A 14,408-nucleotide genomic window follows, 5' to 3' on the forward strand; every position below is an offset into this window, starting at 1 on the left:
CGGCCCACAGAACAGAGACGCGACGACAGGAGACGACGTGGGGATCGTAACGATCGGCGTGTCGATCGCGGTCCCGGAGCCTCACGGCAGCCTGCTCCAGCAGCGGCGCGCGGGCTTCGGCGATGCCGCCGCGCTCAGCATCCCCACGCACATCACCCTGCTGCCGCCGACCGAGGTGGAGGAGGCGGACCTCGCCGCCATCGACGCCCACCTCGCCGAGGTCGCCGCGGCCGGCCGCCCGTTCCCGCTGCGCCTGTCCGGCACCGGCACCTTCCGCCCGCTCTCGCCCGTGGTCTACGTCCGGATCGAGCAGGGCGCCGAGGACTGCACGGAGCTCCAGCAGCAGGTGCGGGACCCTGCCGGACCGGTGTCGCGCGAGCTGGCGTTCCCGTACCACCCGCACGTCACCGTGGCGCACGGCATCGAGGAGGCGGCGATGGACCGCGCCTTCGAGGAGCTGGCCGGGTTCGAGGCGGCCTGGCCGTGCGCCGGGTTCGCGCTGTACGAGCAGGGGGCGGACGGGGTGTGGCGCAAGCTGCGCGACTACCCCTTCGGCGCCAACGTGGTGCCCAGCCAGGGCGGCCCCGCCGAGCGCAACCCCATCGCGAGCCGCTGACCCTCTCAGACCGGGAGTCTGCGGAAGAGCGCGCGCGGGGCGTGCCGCAGGAGTGACATCACCGGGCGCAGCGCGCCGGGCACCCACACCGTCTCCGAGCCCCGGCGCAGGCCGAGTTCGACGGCGGCGGCCACCTGCTCCGGGGTGGTGGAGAGCGGGCCGGGCGCCAGATGGGCGGTCCTGGCGGTGCGCACGAAGCCGGGGCGTACGACCATCACCTGCACGCCCGTCCCGTACAGCGCGTCGCCGAGGCCCTGCGCGAAGGTGTCGAGCCCGGCCTTGCTGGAGCCGTAGATGAAGTCCGAGCGGCGGGCGCGTTCGGCGGCCACCGAGGAGAGGACCACCAGCGAGCCGTGGCCCTGGTCCTGGAGGGCGCCGGCGGCGACCAGCCCGGCGGAGACCGCGCCGGTGTAGTTGGTGGCGGCGACCCGGACCGCGCGCAGCGGCTCCCGCTCGTCCCGCGCCTGGTCCCCGAGCACCCCGAAGGCGAGCAGCACCATGTCGACGGCGCCCTCGGCGAACACCTTGCCGAGCACCGCCTCGTGGGAGTCCGGGTCCAGCGCGTCGAAGGCGACCGTACGGACGTCGGCGCCAAGTGCGGCCAGGCGGCCGGCCGCGCGGTCGAGCGCCGGGCCGGGGCGGCCCGCGAGCCACACGGTGCGGGTGCGGCGGGCGATGAGGCGGCGCGCGGTGGCCAGCGCGATCTCCGACGTGCCGCCGAGGACGAGCAGGGACTGGGGAGGACCGCAGACAGCAGACATGCGGGTGACCGTATCGTCCGCATATGGCAGGGTGGCCGCACGGCGGCACCGGGCTCCCCGCAATGGGTGATTAGTGCGACGCGCCGAGGGGTGGGCGAGGGGGCGGGCGCCATCCGGGGTATCGGCACATGGAGTTCGCGCGAAAAGGGCAGAGGCGGATCATGGACTGGCTGAAGAAGCTGCCCGGCATCGGGCCGATCGTGACCTGGCTGATGACCACGCACGCCTGGCGCTCGTACGCGCGTCTGGACCGGGTGAACTGGACGTGGCTCGCCGCGGCCATGACCTTCGTCAGCTTCATCGCCCTGTTCCCGCTGCTGACCGTCGCCGCGGCGGTCGCGGCGGCCACGCTGGACCCGGCCCGGCAGAAGACGGTCGAGAAGAACATCGCCGCCCAGTTTCCCGGCCTCGCCGACCAGCTCGACCTGAACGGGCTGGTGCAGAACGCGGGCACGGTCGGGCTGATCGCCGGTGCGGCCCTGCTGTTCACCGGTATCGGCTGGGTCGGCCAGGTCCGGGACTGTCTGCGCGCGGTGTGGGAGCTGCCCGAGCGGGACGGCAACCCGATCGTGCTGAAGCTGAAGGACGCCGGGGTGCTGATCGGGCTCGGCGGCGCCCTGCTGGTGACCCTGGCCGCCTCCACCCTCGCCTCGGCCGCGATCGGCAAGCTGGCGTCGGCGATAGGGCTCGACGAGCACAGTTGGGGCGCCGTGCTGCTGCGGATCGCCGCGTTCGCCGTCGCCGTCCTCGCCGACTTCCTGGTGCTGCTGTACGTGCTGAGCCTGCTGCCCGGGGTCGAACCGCCGCGCCGCCGCCTGCTGGTGGCGGCCCTGCTCGGCGCGGTCGGTTTCGAACTCCTCAAGCTGCTGCTGAGCGGCTACATCCAGGGCGTCGCCGCGAAGAGCGTGTACGGCGCCTTCGGTGTCCCCGTCGCCCTGCTGCTGTGGATCAACTTCACCTCGAAGCTGATCCTGTACTGCGCCGCCTGGACGGCGACGCGCAGCGACGAGGGCAAGGTCACGGACGCTGCCGCCGGCGCATCAGATCAGGCAGCGGCCAGCGGCGGTTGACCAGGAAGGCCGCGCCGCCGAGCAGCACCAGCAGCCCGGTGGCGATGGCCAGCGCGGTCCCGGCGCCCCGCGAGCCGCCGCTCTCGGCGGCGGCGCCCTTCACCGGCTCGGACCCGGCGCCCGCGGTGCCCTGCGGGGCGCCGGTGACGTCCGCGCTGGGCGCGCCGCTCGGCTGCGCGCTCGGGGTGGCGTTCAGCGGCGGGACGAGCACGCCGACCGGCTTGACCTTGCCGGCCGCCTTGAAGCCCCAGTCGAAGAGCTGGGCGGTCTCCTTGTAGACCTCGTCGTGCTCGTGCTTCTCCGGGTTCATCACGGTGACCAGCAGTACCTTGCCGCCGCGCTCGGCGACCCCGGTGAAGGTGGCGCCCGCGTTGGTGGTGTTGCCGTTCTTCACCCCGGCGATGCCCGGATAGACGGAGGTGTCCGTGTCGCCGCTCAGCAGCCGGTTGGTGTTCTGGATCTCGAACGTCTCGCGGGTGGGCTTGCCCTTGCCCTTGCTCGTGGTCGCGCCGGGGAACTTGGCGCGCACGGTGGAGCAGTACTCCCGGAAGTCCTTCTTCTGCAGCCCGGAGCGGGCGAACAGGGTGAGGTCGTACGCCGAGGAGTACTGCTGGGGGGCGTCGTAGCCGTCGGGGCTGACCACGTGGGTGTCGCCGGCCTGGAGGGCGTCGGCGTGGGCCTGCATGTCCTTGACGGTCTGCGCGACACCGCCGTTCATCGCGGAGAGCACGTGGACGGCGTCGTTGCCGGAGCGCAGGAAGACACCGAGCCACAGGTCGTGGACGGTGTACGTCTCGTTCTCCTTTATCCCGACCATGCTGGAGCCGGCGCCGATCCCGGCGAGGTCGGCGGGCACCACCTGGTGGCGCGTGTCCTTCGGGAAGCGGGGCAGCACGGTGTCCGCGAACAGCATCTTCAGGGTGCTCGCCGGGGGGAGCCGCCAGTGCGCGTTGTGCGAGGCGAGTACGTCGCCGCTCTCGGCGTCGGTGACGATCCAGGAGCGGGCGCTCAAGCCCTTGGGCAGCACGGGGACGCCCGTGGCGAGGTTCACCTGCGTACCGGGCACGCCGAGGCGGGCGCCGCCGACCTGGGACATGCGGGCCGGGGGAGCGGCGGTGGGGCTGCCGGAGGGCTTGGGTGCGGCGAAGGCTGACGGGGCGAGGCCGGAGACGGTCAGCAGTGCGGCGGATGTGATCAACAAGGATCGCTGAGCGATCTTCTTCGGTGCGGACACGATCGAGAACGTACCTGCCACGGGCTGTGAAGTCCCGCCTCCCGCTCCACCCCGGCCATGGAGCCGGATCGCGGGCGGCGATACTGGACTCATGAAGCTCAGCCGCCCGGTCTCCTGGTTCCTGCTCGCCTTCGGGGTGTGGAGCTGGGTCATCTGGGTCACTTTCGTCAAAAATTTGGTTGCGGACGGCAGCGGTCTCGCCTTCGACGACGGGCACCCCACGGCCTACTTCTGGGTGCACCTGACGCTGGCGGTCGTGTCCTTCGTACTGGGGACGGTCGTCGGGGTCATCGGGTTGCGCGGACTGCGCGCACTGCGTCGGACGTCATAGGGGACACGCCGGGTGGTCATCGTCTTCGCGCTCGTCGCCCTGGCCGTACTGGCCCTCGTGGCGGGCCTGCACTGGTACGTCTGGCGCCGCCTGATCCGCGACACCACCCGCCCGCGCGGGGCCGCCCGCCGGGCGGGCACGGTGCTCTTCGTCGCGGCCCCGGTGCTGATGATCGCCGCCCTGGTCGCGGAACGCTCCGGCGCACCCTTCTGGCTCCAACGGGCCCTGGCCTGGCCGGGGTTCCTGTGGATGGCGCTGGCGCTGTACCTGCTGCTGGCGACGCTCGCGACCGAGCCGGTGCGGGTGTGGGCGGGTCGGCGGGCGCGTCGGGCGACTCGGGAGGCGGTGTTCGCCGAGCTGGCCGGAGTGCCGGTGCCGTCGGCGGATCGGGCCGGGGCGGCTGAGGAGACGCCGGCTACGCCAGCAGAGCCGGCCGTGAGGGCTGACGAGGCGTCCCCGGCCCCGGCGTCGGCCTCGGCAGAGCCCTCCGCCGGGGCTGACGGCACGTCCCCCTCCGAAGCCCCGCAGGCTTCCGCGCTCGCCGCCTCAGCCCTCTCCCGCCGCGTCTTCGTCTCCCGCGTTGCCGGGGGTACGGCGGCCGCGGTGGCGCTGGGTACGACCGGCTGGGGCACGTACGGAGTACTGCGCGGCCCGCGCGTGAAGCGGCTGACGGTCCCCCTGGCCAAGCTCCCGCGCGCGGCGCACGGTTTCCGGATCGCGGTGGTCAGCGACATCCACCTGGGCCCGGTACTGGGACGCAACTTCGCCCAGACGGTGGTCGACACGATCAACTCGACCCAGCCGGACATGATCGCGGTCGTCGGCGACCTGGTGGACGGCAGCGTGAAGAACCTGGGCCCGGCGGCGGCACCGCTGGCCGGGCTGGAGTCCCGCCTAGGCACCTTCTTCGTCACCGGAAACCACGAGTACTTCTCCGGCGCCGCCCAATGGCTGGACGAGGTCCGCACCCTGGGCATGCGCCCGCTGGAGAACGCCCGCACGGAGCTGCCGTACTTCGACCTGGCCGGGGTCAACGACCTCCAGGGCGAGAGCGAAGGCCACGGCCCGGACTTCGCCAAGGCCCTCGGCGACCGCGACCCCGCCCGCGCCTGCGTCCTCATGGCCCACCAGCCGGTCCAGATCCACGAAGCCGTCCGCCACTCCGTGGACCTCCAACTCTCCGGCCACACCCACGGCGGCCAACTCTGGCCCGGCAACCTCATCGCGAAGGCCGCGAACCCCACGGTCGCCGGCCTCGCCCACTACGGCGACACCCAGCTCTACGTCAGCCGCGGCGCAGGCGCCTGGGGCCCACCGACCCGCGTGTGGGCCCCGTCGGACATCACCGTGATCGAACTGGCCTCCCGCGAGGCGTGACACATGCCCCTCATCGCGGAGTACCGCACCACCGCCCGGCCGGACCGTGGCCTTGTCGAGATCTACGACGCCGATGCGTACGAGGCCGACCACGAGGTCGCCGTCAGGGCCCGCACGGAGGTGGTCGCCGGGAACGGCTACCACCTGTACCTCCACACCCTGCAACCGGACCTGCGCGTCGACATCGCCATCCGGATCTGGGACGCTCCCCGCACTCCTCCGGCGGACGCCGAGGGCACGGTGGCCGTCTCGCTGGAATCCGAGACCGGTGATGTCGTCGTGAACCAGTTGACGCTCGGCCCGGCAGGCACGACCCGCCTGCCCCGCCCCGGCGTCTACACCGGCCACGCCTGGTGGACCGGCCGCCGACTACTACGACCAGCACGTCCGGGGAGGCACCCGGCGGCCCCTCACCACCGAGGACGTCGGCCGTGCGCGCGAGCGGTCCCCGGTGGCGGAGCGGTACACCCTCGACCTGTGGTTCCTCCACGACTGAGCACGGCCCCGGCCGCCGCTACGCGCCGTCGCGTAGGAAGGCGGGGATCTCCTCGCGGGTCGGGTGGTTCGGCAGGGGGGCCGGGGCGTTCTGGAGGAACGCGGTGATGACGGCGGCGGCTCGGCTGTTGTTGTCGTCCAAGCCGTTCCACATGTGGTGTCCGACGCGGGGCATGTACTGCGCGCGCCGGACGGCGGGGTCGTTGGCCAGGACGGCGGTCTCCCACTGGCGGACCTGGGAGGAGCACTCGGCGATCATCAGCATCGCGGGGGTCCGGGAGCGCCGGAGCTGGGAGGCGATGGAGGGCGAGTCCCTGACCGTCTGCTGGACGCGGAGGCTGGCGGCGGGACTGAAGGAGAAGTTCCGCCGGGTGTCCTCGACGGGGATGCGGTGCGCGTCGCGGGCGCAGTAGGCGGACGCGGTGTCGCTGCCGAGGTCCGCCGCGGTGAACGCGTTGTCACCCTCGGCCTGCCCGATCAGTCCCGTACCAGGGGTGAGTAGCCCGAGCCGCATGAGGCCGAACGCCACGGCGTAGCGGGGGAGTCGCGTGGAACGCGGTCCGCTCGGGGCCGGTGCTAGGCCGCGTGCGGATGCCCGGCCCTTGTGCCCGGTGAGGCGCGCGGTCGGGCCGTCCATGGGGCCGGGCTCGGCGATGACCGCCCGGTGCAGGCGCGCGGCGACACTCGGCTCGGCCAGGGCGCGGGTGAGCACGGTGCCGCCGGAGGAGAACCCGAGGATGTCGACCTTGCCCTGGCCCAGGCGGTCGACGAAGGCGGCCAGGTCGCGGACCGACCTGGAGATCGAGTACTGGCCCATGGGGAGCAGGTCGCTCCGTCCGCCACCGGCCTGTTCGTAGGCGTAGACGTCGTAGCCACGGCTGGCCAGGAGGCGCAGGAACCGGTGGTCGAGTTCTGAAATGCCGCGCACCGGACCGCCGTTGAGGTACACGAACGGGACGGGATGCCGGGGGCCGGACTTCGCGGGCGGGTAGTGGTACACCGCGACGCGACTGCCCGTGGCCAGCCGCCAGTGCTGCGTGGCCACGTACGGCAGCGCGGCCGGGTGGTGCCGGGCCGTCGGCGCGGTCGGGACGCAGACCGTCGCCGTCAGCGCCGCCGCGACGATCACCGGCAGGAACGGCACGAGCCGGGCCGGCCAAGTGCGGCGCCGTCCGCGCCAGATGGCGAGCGCGGCCCCGATCGCGAGGGTCGTCGCCCATGCGGCGAGCCCCGAGCCCGACCCGTCCGTGAGGGCGATCAGCCCGAGGAAGACGACGACCAGGGCGACGACGGCGGCCAGGGCCGACAGTAAGCGGATGAGACGCACGGCGAATGCAGGCAAGGCGGACCCCCGACGGTTTCAGAACGGTGTTTCAAAACGACGTTATCGTAGGCTGCTCGTCGTGGGTAGGCCGAGAACGAACGACCAGGCCGTCAAAGAACGGCTCGTGGTGTGCGCGACCGAGATGCTCGCCACCGGATCGCGGGATTCGGTGACGGTTCGCGCCGTGGCGGCCGCCGCCGAGACGTCGACGACGGCGGTGTACTCCCTGTTCGGCGGCAAGGACGGGCTGATCGGCGCGGTGCGCGACAGAGCCGTCTCCGGCCTGTACGCGGAACTGTCGGCGGTGCCGGAGTCCGAGGACCCGCTCGCCGACCTCTACGCGCTCGCCGTCGCCTACCGCCGCTGGGGACGCGGCCACAGGCACCTGTACGCCGTGCTGTTCGGCGGTGTGCAATCCTTCGACCCGTCCGGCGAGGTGGGCGCGGCCGACCCCGTCCGTCCGCTGCTGACGGCGATCGACCGCGCTTTGACGGCATCCGTCCTCACCGGGGAAGCCGATGCGATCGCCCTGTCCGTATGGGCCACCCTGCACGGCCTGGTGACCCTCGAACTGGCCGGGGCTCTGGATACGGCCACGGCGGAGGCCGCGTTCGGCTCGACGATCCGTGCCGCGCTACGGGGTTGGACGACGCCGGAGGTGTTCCGCAGCCTGCGCCGGGCCGAACCAGCCGGCTGAGAGGCTCAGCGCAGCCCGGCGAAGAGGTCGTCCTCCGGGGTCGGGGCGGCCGTGGGGTCCTGGACGCGGAGGAAGGTCTCCGTGCCCATCAGGTCGGCGAAGCGGTCCTTGCCCATGCGGAGGAAGAAGATGTTCTCGCCCTGGCTGGCGTGGGCGGCGAGGGCGTCGTACTTCTGGTCGCTGTAGGGGGTGGTGTCGACCCAGGTGGTGATCTCGTCGTCGGGGAGGCCGATCTCGGCGAGGGCGGCGGCCTCGGCGGGGTCGGGCTCGGGCATGTCGCCCGCGAACTCGCGCATGACCTCGCCGAAGCGGGCCATCTGGGAGCGGGGGACGGTGGTCCAGTAGACCTTGGGGGTCAGGTCGGTCAGCTTCAGCGCGGCCATCGTGATGCGGTGGGCCTGGATGTGGTCGGGGTGGCCATAGAAACCGTTCTCGTCATAGGTGACGACCACATCGGGGCGGTAGTGCCGCATCAACTCCGCGAGGCGGGCGGCGCCTTCCTCCACCGGGGTCTGCCAGAAGGAGTCGGGGGCGTCGTTGCTGGCCCAGCCGGTCATCCCGGAGTCGGCGTAGTCCAGCATCTCCAGGTCGCTGATCTTCAGGACCTCGCAGCTCGCCTCGAGTTCGTCCCGCCGCATCCGGGCGACCGCCGCCGGGTCGTGTCCGGGCTGGCCCGGCTTCACACCCCCCGGCCCGTCCCCGCAACCGCCGTCGGTACAGGTCACCAGCACCGTCCGGATGCCTTCCGCCGCATACCGCGCGAGCACCCCGCCGGTCCCGGTCGCCTCGTCGTCGGGGTGGGCGTGCACTGCCATCAGCGTCAACGGCCGGTCAGTCATGGAAGAGTCCTCCTGCGAGATGTGGCATGGCCCGTGGCGGGCGTACCGCACAACCTCGCCGACGGGACCGGATGTTCCCGCCCCGATGGCCCGCGTCGGTCAGGGCTCGATGCGCAGGTCCTCGATGAGGCCGCCACCGAGGCGGAAGCGGTAGTGCAGGTCCACCGCACCGCCCGGGAAGTCGCCCTCCAGGTGGTGGGTGGCGACGTAATGCTCCGCGTCCGCCCTCTGCGCGCCGGTGAGTTCGGTCGTGTACGTGTACTCGCCGGCGGAGCGGTTCATCCAGGCTTCGATCGCCGGGGCTCCCCGGTAGGTCCTGCCGTCGTCGGTCACGGTGGCGTCCGGACGGAGGAAGCCGAGTGCGGCGGCGGTGTCGTGGGCGCGGTGGGCCGCCAGGAAGCCGGTGACGACCTCGGGCAGCGCCTCGGGGGCGATGGACTGGGGCTGGTCGGTGGACATGGGGACTCCTGGGAGGGGGTTCAGACGGTGGGGACGGTGCCGCCGTCGATGACGTGCTCGGCGCCGACGATGCCGGAGGCGCGGTCGGAGACGAGGAACGCGACGAGTTCGGCGACTTCCTCGGGGTGGGCGGGGCGGCCCAGCGGGATTCCGCCGAGGGAGTCCATGAGCTGCTCCAGCGCCGCTTCACGGCTGGTGCCGGCGTTCTCCGCGAGGCGGCCGACGAGCCGGTCGGCGGCGGCGGTCCGGACGAAACCGGGGCTGACGGAGTTGACCCGGACACCGAGCGGAGCGACCTCGTTGGCCAGTCCCTTGCTGTAGGTGGTCAGCGCGGCCTTGGCGGCGGCGTAGGCGAGGGTGCCGTCCCACAGCGGCATGCGGCGCTGGATCGAGGAGATGTGCACGACGGCGCCCCGTCCGGCCTCCGTCATGGCGGGCAGCAGGCCGCGGTCCAGGCGGACGGCGGCGAGGAGGTTGACGTTCAGCTCCCTGGCCCAGTCGTCCTCGGTCAGGGCGGCGTACCCGCCCGAAGGGGCGCTGGAGCCGCCCACGTTGTTGACCAGGATGTCGACGCCGCCGAGGCGGCGCAGGGCCTCGTCGACCACAGTGGCGGCCCCCTCGGACGTGGCGAGGTCCGCGGTGATGATCTCCGAGGCGGCCAGGTCGTCCGGGCGGCTGCGCGCGGTGACCAGCACGGTGGCGCCGGCTTCGGACAGCCGCCGGGCGACGGCCGCGCCGACGCCTTTCGTGCCGCCGGTGACCAGGGCGCGCCGCCCCTTCAGGGAGTCGCCGGTGTCGCCTGGTGGAGTGGCCATGATGTCCTCCGTTCCCGGGTGCGGGCCGGAGAGAGGGCGCACCCGTCGTCACTGCTAAAATAGAAGCCAGTAACTTCGACATTAGCAGTAACTCGGCGGAGGTGGTCCACTTGGCGAGCCGGATCAGGGCGGAGGACTTCGAGTGCCCGCTGTCCACGACGGTGCGGCACGTCGGCGAATGGTGGACGCTGCTGATCCTCCACGACGCCTTCGACGGGTACACCCGCTTCGACCAGTTCCAGGAGAACCTCGGCATCTCCACCAGCATGCTCACCGCACGCCTCAAGACACTGGTCGCGGACGGCCTGTTGGAGCGCCGTCCCTACCAGACCAACCCGGTCCGCAACGAGTACGTCCTGACCGATCTGGGGCGCTCCCTGCGCCCCGTGATCGTCACGCTGGCGGCATGGGGCAACTCCCGCCTCGCGCCCGAGCAGCGCAGCATGATCCTCGTAGACACCACGAGCGGCGAGGAGGTCGAGCCGGTGGTCGTCGACGCGAAGACCGGCCGCCCCCTCGACGACAGCCACGCGTACGTGTTCGCCGCCGGCCCCGCCGCCAGTCCCGCCATGCGGGCCCGCTACCCCCGCGACGACGGGACGACCGCCTCAGGAGCCGGCTGACCTGATCATCGCGAACGGCGCGCCCTGCGGGTCGGTGACCACGGTCATGCGGCCCGCGGACATGTCGAACGGCGGCACGAGGACGTTGCCGTCGCGGCGGACCAGGGCGTCCACCGTGGAGTCGACGTCGTCGACCGCGAAGTACGTCAGCCAGTGGGCCGGGGTGCCGGGCGGGTCGTTGGCGAGGAGGGTGGCGCCGCCGACCGTACGGTCACCGACGCGCAGCACCCAGTACGAGTCGTGGCCCTCCATCGGCATGATCTCGATGCCGAACGCCTGGCCGTAGAAGGCGGTGGCGGCCTCGATGTCGCTGGTGTGCAGCTCGTTCCAGGTCAGCGCGCCGGGCTCGTTGACCACGCCCGCGCCGAAGAAGTCGCCGGGCTGCCAGACGCCGAACACCGCGCCCTGCGGGTCGGCGGCGACCAGCATCCGGCCGAGGGTGCCGACGTCCATCGCGGGCGCGAGCAGGGTGCCGCCGGCGGCCACGATCTGGTCCTGGGTGGCGATCGCGTCCGTGCTGGCGAGGTAGCTGGTCCAGACGGTGGGCGGCTCCGGCATGCCCTCCGGCGCCATCGTCGGCCCGATCCCGGCCACGGGCCGGTCCTGCAGCTCGCACACCGCGTACCCGCCGAACTCGGCCGGCCCCGGCGCGCCCTCCCACCCGAACAGGTCCCGGTAGAAGTCCAGCGCGGCCTGCTGATCCTGCGCCATCAGATCGACCCAGCAGGGGGTGCCGGCCGGGTAGGGGGTGGTGACTTCGGGCATCGCTCGCTCCCTGGTGGTGTGTCGGGGTGGACACCCTTCCGTCCCGGTACGGAAGCGTCCCCGCGACACGCCGCGAGGCAGTCACCGGCTCTTCCCGCCCTGCGTGGCCCGGCCTAGGATCACGCGATGAAGTACGTTCTGGTGCCGGGCGGTTGGCAGGGTGGCTGGGTGTTCGAACCGGTCGCCGCCGAGCTGCGCCGGGGTGGCCACCACGTCGAGGCGGTGACCCTGTCGGGGCTGGAGCCGGACGGCCCGGCCGATGCGGACCGCCCGCCGAACCTCGACGCCCACATTGACCAGGTGGCAGAGGTCATCGGCCGTGGCGACGGAACGCCCGTCGCGCTGTGCGGGCACAGCTACGGCGGGATGGTCATCGCCGGTGTCGCGCACCGCCTCGGCGACCGCATCGATCAGCTCGTCTTCATCGACGCGTACGTCCCGGACGACGGGGATTCCTGCTGGTCCCTGACCAGCGACAGCTTCCGGGAGCTGTTCATCGCCGGCGCCCGTGCCGACGGTCGGTGGGTCGCGGTCCCCGAGGGGCTCGACCCCCGCGCCCGACCGCACCCATTGGCGAGCTTCGTCCAGTCGATCAGCCTTGGGGGCAACCCCCACCCCGCGCTCGACCGCACGTTCATCAGCGGTGGCGCGTGGCCGGGCAGCCCGTTCATCACCCTGACCGAGCGGTTGCGCGCCGACCCGAACTGGCGGGTCCACGAGATCCCGGTCGGCCACAACATCGCCCGCCGCGACCCGCAGAGCCTCGCGGCGGTGCTCGGAGCGCTGCCGGGCGACTCCGACTGACGCAGGGACCTTCTCAGTGCATGGACGCGGGCAGCGTGGCCCGTGCCTGGTCGTACAGGGATCGGGCGTGGGAGTTGCCGGTGTGCGGCTTGATCAGCTTGACCATGGTGCGCATGCGGTCGTCGGCGCGGCCGGACTGGACCATGGGCCACTCGTCGAGCGCGGTCCGCCACGTCCGGCACGCCGCTTCGAGGTGCCCCAGCCGGAGTTGCCTGCGAGACGTGGTAGTTGAGTGACGAGGGGTCGTACGAGCCGAACGGCTTGCCCCTGCTCTCCGCGCGGTCCATCTCCGCCTCCGCCGCACGGATGTGCCGCAGGGCGACGGCGCGGTCGCCGAGGAGCGCCGCCGAGTGCGCCTGCTGCCCGGCGAGGAACGCCCGCATCCTGGGGCCGGCGGCGGGGGAGGCGGCAGCGGCCGCGTCCGCGAGGGCCATGGCCTTCGCCCCGTGGCCGAGGTCGACCGCCTTGACGCTCATGCCCCGCAGCGTCGTGCAGTACGTCAGGTGGTCGTCCGCTGCTCCCGCGAGTTCGAGGGCCTTGACGTAGTAGCGCTGAGCGAGGCCATGCAGTCCCTCGTCCACGGCCATGTAGCCCGTCAGGTAACTGAGATCCGACGCGGCGGCCATCGGCCGTGCGTGACGGCCGCCGAACTGGTCGTCCAGCTCGGAGACCTTGGCCGTCATGTCGATGACCATGTCGACTTCCGGCATCCCTATGCGCGTCGCCCGGCCGGTCTTGAACGCCTCCAGCCGTCCGAGCACGTCCTGCCATCCGGGGACGGTGAGCGCGACGGAGAAAAGCCCGCCCCCCAGGACGCCTCGCCGGGACGGGTCCATGCCCTGCCTACCCAGTTCGATCAGCCCTTCCACCGTGTCACCTCCGGCGGCAGGGTGGTCGTGCTTGGGCGGCGGGAACCCTGCTTCCGCGTAGGTGACGTACCGGTCCAGCTTCCTTCGCAGTGCTTCAAGGATGCAACGTCGAGCGGGTTCCCTGGGATTGGTCCCGTTCAACCAGTGGCTGACGGCGGACTCGTCATAGCGGAAGGGCGTACCCGTCTCCGTCCCCAGGGCGTTGGTGGCCCGCGCCAACTGGGCGTGCGTCCAGCCCGCCTCACTGATCAGCCGGGCCAACCCGTCGTTCGGTTCCTTGCCGCCCATCGCCACGACTCCCCGCCGCTTTCAAGTCCCGCTCCGGTGACGAAGCTAACGCGCAGCGTGCTCATGCGGTTGGCGTGTGCTGTGGCCAGAAGTGGTGCCTGCGGCCGGTCATTGGGGGGCAGCCATGGCAGGCCGACCCCATGGACGTTCAGCCTGTGACTCAGAACAGCGCTTGAACGCTCTCACCGCATGCGCGAACGCGCGAAGCCGTGGTGAGTATCTGTGATCACGAGCATCGTGACTGACAGACTCGGCGAAATCACTGCGGGCAGGCAATCGAATCGCCCGCGGTTCCTCGGAAAGGCGAACGATGAAACGACTGGTAGCCCGGCTTTGGCGTCTCATTCGCGGCCCTCTGCAGTGGCGGGTCCTGTGGTTCGCACACGCCAAATTCATGGTCGGCGTCACCGGAGTAGTGCGCAACGACGCCGGTCAGGTGCTGCTTCTCAAGCACCGCATGTGGCCCCCGGAGAGGCCCTGGGGGCTCCCCACCGGATACGCCGTCAAGAGTGAAGAGTTCCCGCTCACCGTCGTGCGGGAGGTGAAGGAGGAAACCGGGCTGGAGGTGAAGCCCGGTCGCCTGGTGAGTGTGACGAGCGGATACAAACTCCGGGTCGAGGTGGCTTACGAGGCACTGCACACCGGAGGAACCCTGAAGATCGACAACTTCGAGATTTTGGAGGCACAGTGGTTCAACCCGGACTCACTGCCCGAGGGAATGCAGGACTCTCACCGGCGGCTCATCCTGGGCAACCCATCGGCCTGACACCGCTGGCGCCGAACGAGACCGTTGTCGGAGATCACGCCGCGGCGGCTCTTGGTGCCTTACGGGCGGACCCGTCGGAGTTGACGGCCCAGCACCCGGACCACAGATTCTTGCCGGCCTCGGAGCGCCTCGCGAAGTCGATATGCGTGAGCCGGACGACGCGCTGGGCCGGCTCGTGTTCCGGGACGTAACAGGGACGCTGTCGGACGAGGACATCACGACCGGCCGGGAAGAGGGGCCGGTTGCTGAGGCGGCAGGGGAATCGCCGCGTGGCT

At 71.7% G+C, this 14,408-nt stretch carries 16 protein-coding genes and 1 pseudogene; 8 read left to right on the plus strand and 9 right to left on the minus strand.

Annotated elements, in window-relative coordinates:
- Positions 1 to 37: 37 nt before the first annotated feature.
- The gene (locus E5083_RS01540; RefSeq protein ID WP_135783772.1) at positions 38 to 616 is read left to right on the plus strand and encodes a 2'-5' RNA ligase family protein; all 579 of its coding nucleotides are present in this window, start codon (positions 38 to 40) and stop codon (positions 614 to 616) included.
- Between the two features lie 5 nt (positions 617 to 621).
- Here the strand turns inward: E5083_RS01540 and dprE2 are convergent, their stop codons facing one another.
- Positions 622 to 1,377, minus strand: coding sequence for a decaprenylphospho-beta-D-erythro-pentofuranosid-2-ulose 2-reductase (gene dprE2 / locus E5083_RS01545; protein ID WP_135783773.1), 756 nt, complete (start codon positions 1,375 to 1,377; stop codon positions 622 to 624).
- Positions 1,378 to 1,538: 161 nt separating this feature from the next.
- Between dprE2 and E5083_RS01550 the strand changes: the two genes are divergently transcribed.
- Entirely contained in the window at positions 1,539 to 2,447 is a 909-nt protein-coding gene (locus tag E5083_RS01550) for a YihY/virulence factor BrkB family protein (protein ID WP_135783774.1), read from the plus strand.
- Here E5083_RS01550 and E5083_RS01555 read toward each other — a convergent pair.
- Entirely contained in the window at positions 2,395 to 3,681 is a 1,287-nt protein-coding gene (locus tag E5083_RS01555) for a D-alanyl-D-alanine carboxypeptidase family protein (protein WP_244317347.1), read from the minus strand. The genes E5083_RS01550 and E5083_RS01555 overlap by 53 nt on opposite strands.
- Before the next feature lie 91 nt (positions 3,682 to 3,772).
- Here E5083_RS01555 and E5083_RS01560 point away from each other — a divergent pair, with 91 nt between their 5' ends.
- Complete coding sequence (locus E5083_RS01560; protein ID WP_086695049.1) at positions 3,773 to 4,012, plus strand: SCO4848 family membrane protein; 240 nt, start codon at positions 3,773 to 3,775, stop codon at positions 4,010 to 4,012.
- A gap of 12 nt (positions 4,013 to 4,024) precedes the next feature.
- Complete coding sequence (locus E5083_RS01565; protein ID WP_135783776.1) at positions 4,025 to 5,389, plus strand: metallophosphoesterase; 1,365 nt, start codon at positions 4,025 to 4,027, stop codon at positions 5,387 to 5,389.
- Positions 5,390 to 5,903: 514 nt separating this feature from the next.
- Here the strand turns inward: E5083_RS01565 and E5083_RS01575 are convergent.
- Positions 5,904 to 7,226 carry an alpha/beta fold hydrolase gene (locus E5083_RS01575; RefSeq protein ID WP_135783777.1) on the minus strand — a complete coding sequence of 441 codons (1,323 nt, stop codon included), beginning with the start codon at positions 7,224 to 7,226 and terminating at the stop codon, positions 5,904 to 5,906.
- A gap of 61 nt (positions 7,227 to 7,287) precedes the next feature.
- On the opposite strand from E5083_RS01575, the gene E5083_RS01580 reads away from it, so the two are divergent.
- A complete protein-coding gene (locus E5083_RS01580) occupies positions 7,288 to 7,905 on the plus strand; it encodes a TetR/AcrR family transcriptional regulator (RefSeq protein WP_135783778.1) in 618 nt (205 codons plus the stop codon).
- 5 nt (positions 7,906 to 7,910) lie between these two features.
- Here E5083_RS01580 and E5083_RS01585 read toward each other — a convergent pair whose 3' ends face one another.
- From E5083_RS01585 to E5083_RS01595, 3 genes are all read right to left on the minus strand, one after another.
- A complete protein-coding gene (locus tag E5083_RS01585; protein WP_135783779.1) occupies positions 7,911 to 8,744 on the minus strand; it encodes a PIG-L family deacetylase in 834 nt (277 codons plus the stop codon).
- A 99-nt stretch (positions 8,745 to 8,843) separates the two neighbouring features.
- The gene (locus E5083_RS01590) at positions 8,844 to 9,203 is read right to left on the minus strand and encodes a nuclear transport factor 2-like protein (RefSeq protein ID WP_135783780.1); all 360 of its coding nucleotides are present in this window, start codon (positions 9,201 to 9,203) and stop codon (positions 8,844 to 8,846) included.
- A gap of 20 nt (positions 9,204 to 9,223) precedes the next feature.
- Positions 9,224 to 10,018 (minus strand): SDR family oxidoreductase, encoded by a 795-nt coding sequence (locus tag E5083_RS01595; protein ID WP_135783781.1) that lies wholly within the window; start codon positions 10,016 to 10,018, stop codon positions 9,224 to 9,226.
- 110 nt (positions 10,019 to 10,128) lie between these two features.
- Between E5083_RS01595 and E5083_RS01600 the strand changes: the two genes are divergently transcribed.
- Entirely contained in the window at positions 10,129 to 10,641 is a 513-nt protein-coding gene (locus E5083_RS01600) for a winged helix-turn-helix transcriptional regulator (protein ID WP_208753908.1), read from the plus strand.
- On the opposite strand, the gene E5083_RS01605 is transcribed toward E5083_RS01600, so the two are convergent.
- On the minus strand, positions 10,627 to 11,406 hold the full coding sequence (locus E5083_RS01605) for a VOC family protein (RefSeq protein ID WP_135783782.1): 780 nt from the start codon (positions 11,404 to 11,406) through the stop codon (positions 10,627 to 10,629). The genes E5083_RS01600 and E5083_RS01605 overlap by 15 nt on opposite strands.
- A gap of 126 nt (positions 11,407 to 11,532) precedes the next feature.
- Between E5083_RS01605 and E5083_RS01610 the strand changes: the two genes are divergently transcribed.
- The gene (locus E5083_RS01610; protein ID WP_135783783.1) at positions 11,533 to 12,210 is read left to right on the plus strand and encodes an alpha/beta fold hydrolase; all 678 of its coding nucleotides are present in this window, start codon (positions 11,533 to 11,535) and stop codon (positions 12,208 to 12,210) included.
- 13 nt (positions 12,211 to 12,223) lie between these two features.
- Here the strand turns inward: E5083_RS01610 and E5083_RS32305 are convergent, their stop codons facing one another.
- Together E5083_RS32305 and E5083_RS01615 are read right to left on the minus strand one after the other, a co-directional pair.
- Positions 12,224 to 12,355: a hypothetical protein gene (locus E5083_RS32305; protein WP_483025177.1), complete on the minus strand. Its 132-nt coding sequence runs from the start codon at positions 12,353 to 12,355 to the stop codon at positions 12,224 to 12,226.
- A pseudogene (locus E5083_RS01615) lies at positions 12,351 to 13,367 on the minus strand (NsdA family TPR-like regulatory protein); the annotation flags it as partial. The pseudogene E5083_RS01615 and the gene E5083_RS32305, both read right to left, overlap by 5 nt.
- A gap of 310 nt (positions 13,368 to 13,677) precedes the next feature.
- Here E5083_RS01615 and E5083_RS01620 point away from each other — a divergent pair.
- Positions 13,678 to 14,133, plus strand: a complete 456-nt coding sequence (locus E5083_RS01620) for an NUDIX domain-containing protein (protein WP_135783784.1) — start codon at positions 13,678 to 13,680, stop codon at positions 14,131 to 14,133.
- Positions 14,134 to 14,408: the final 275 nt, after the last annotated feature.

This window comes from Streptomyces bauhiniae, assembly GCF_004784475.1.
GTDB lineage: Bacteria > Actinomycetota > Actinomycetes > Streptomycetales > Streptomycetaceae > Streptomyces > Streptomyces seoulensis.

Excerpts from the sequence above, each read along its gene's own strand:
- dprE2 (WP_135783773.1), bottom strand. The coding sequence starts at position 1,377 with ATGTCTGCTGTCTGCGGTCCTCCCCAGTCCCTGCTCGTCCTCGGCGGC.
- E5083_RS01550 (WP_135783774.1), top strand. The coding sequence starts at position 1,539 with ATGGACTGGCTGAAGAAGCTGCCCGGCATCGGGCCGATCGTGACCTGG.
- E5083_RS01560 (WP_086695049.1), top strand. The coding sequence starts at position 3,773 with ATGAAGCTCAGCCGCCCGGTCTCCTGGTTCCTGCTCGCCTTCGGGGTG.
- E5083_RS01585 (WP_135783779.1), bottom strand. The coding sequence starts at position 8,744 with ATGACTGACCGGCCGTTGACGCTGATGGCAGTGCACGCCCACCCCGAC.
- E5083_RS01590 (WP_135783780.1), bottom strand. The coding sequence starts at position 9,203 with ATGTCCACCGACCAGCCCCAGTCCATCGCCCCCGAGGCGCTGCCCGAG.
- E5083_RS01595 (WP_135783781.1), bottom strand. The coding sequence starts at position 10,018 with ATGGCCACTCCACCAGGCGACACCGGCGACTCCCTGAAGGGGCGGCGC.
- E5083_RS01605 (WP_135783782.1), bottom strand. The coding sequence starts at position 11,406 with ATGCCCGAAGTCACCACCCCCTACCCGGCCGGCACCCCCTGCTGGGTC.
- E5083_RS01610 (WP_135783783.1), top strand. The coding sequence starts at position 11,533 with ATGAAGTACGTTCTGGTGCCGGGCGGTTGGCAGGGTGGCTGGGTGTTC.
- E5083_RS32305 (WP_483025177.1), bottom strand. The coding sequence starts at position 12,355 with ATGGTCCAGTCCGGCCGCGCCGACGACCGCATGCGCACCATGGTCAAG.
- E5083_RS01620 (WP_135783784.1), top strand. The coding sequence starts at position 13,678 with ATGAAACGACTGGTAGCCCGGCTTTGGCGTCTCATTCGCGGCCCTCTG.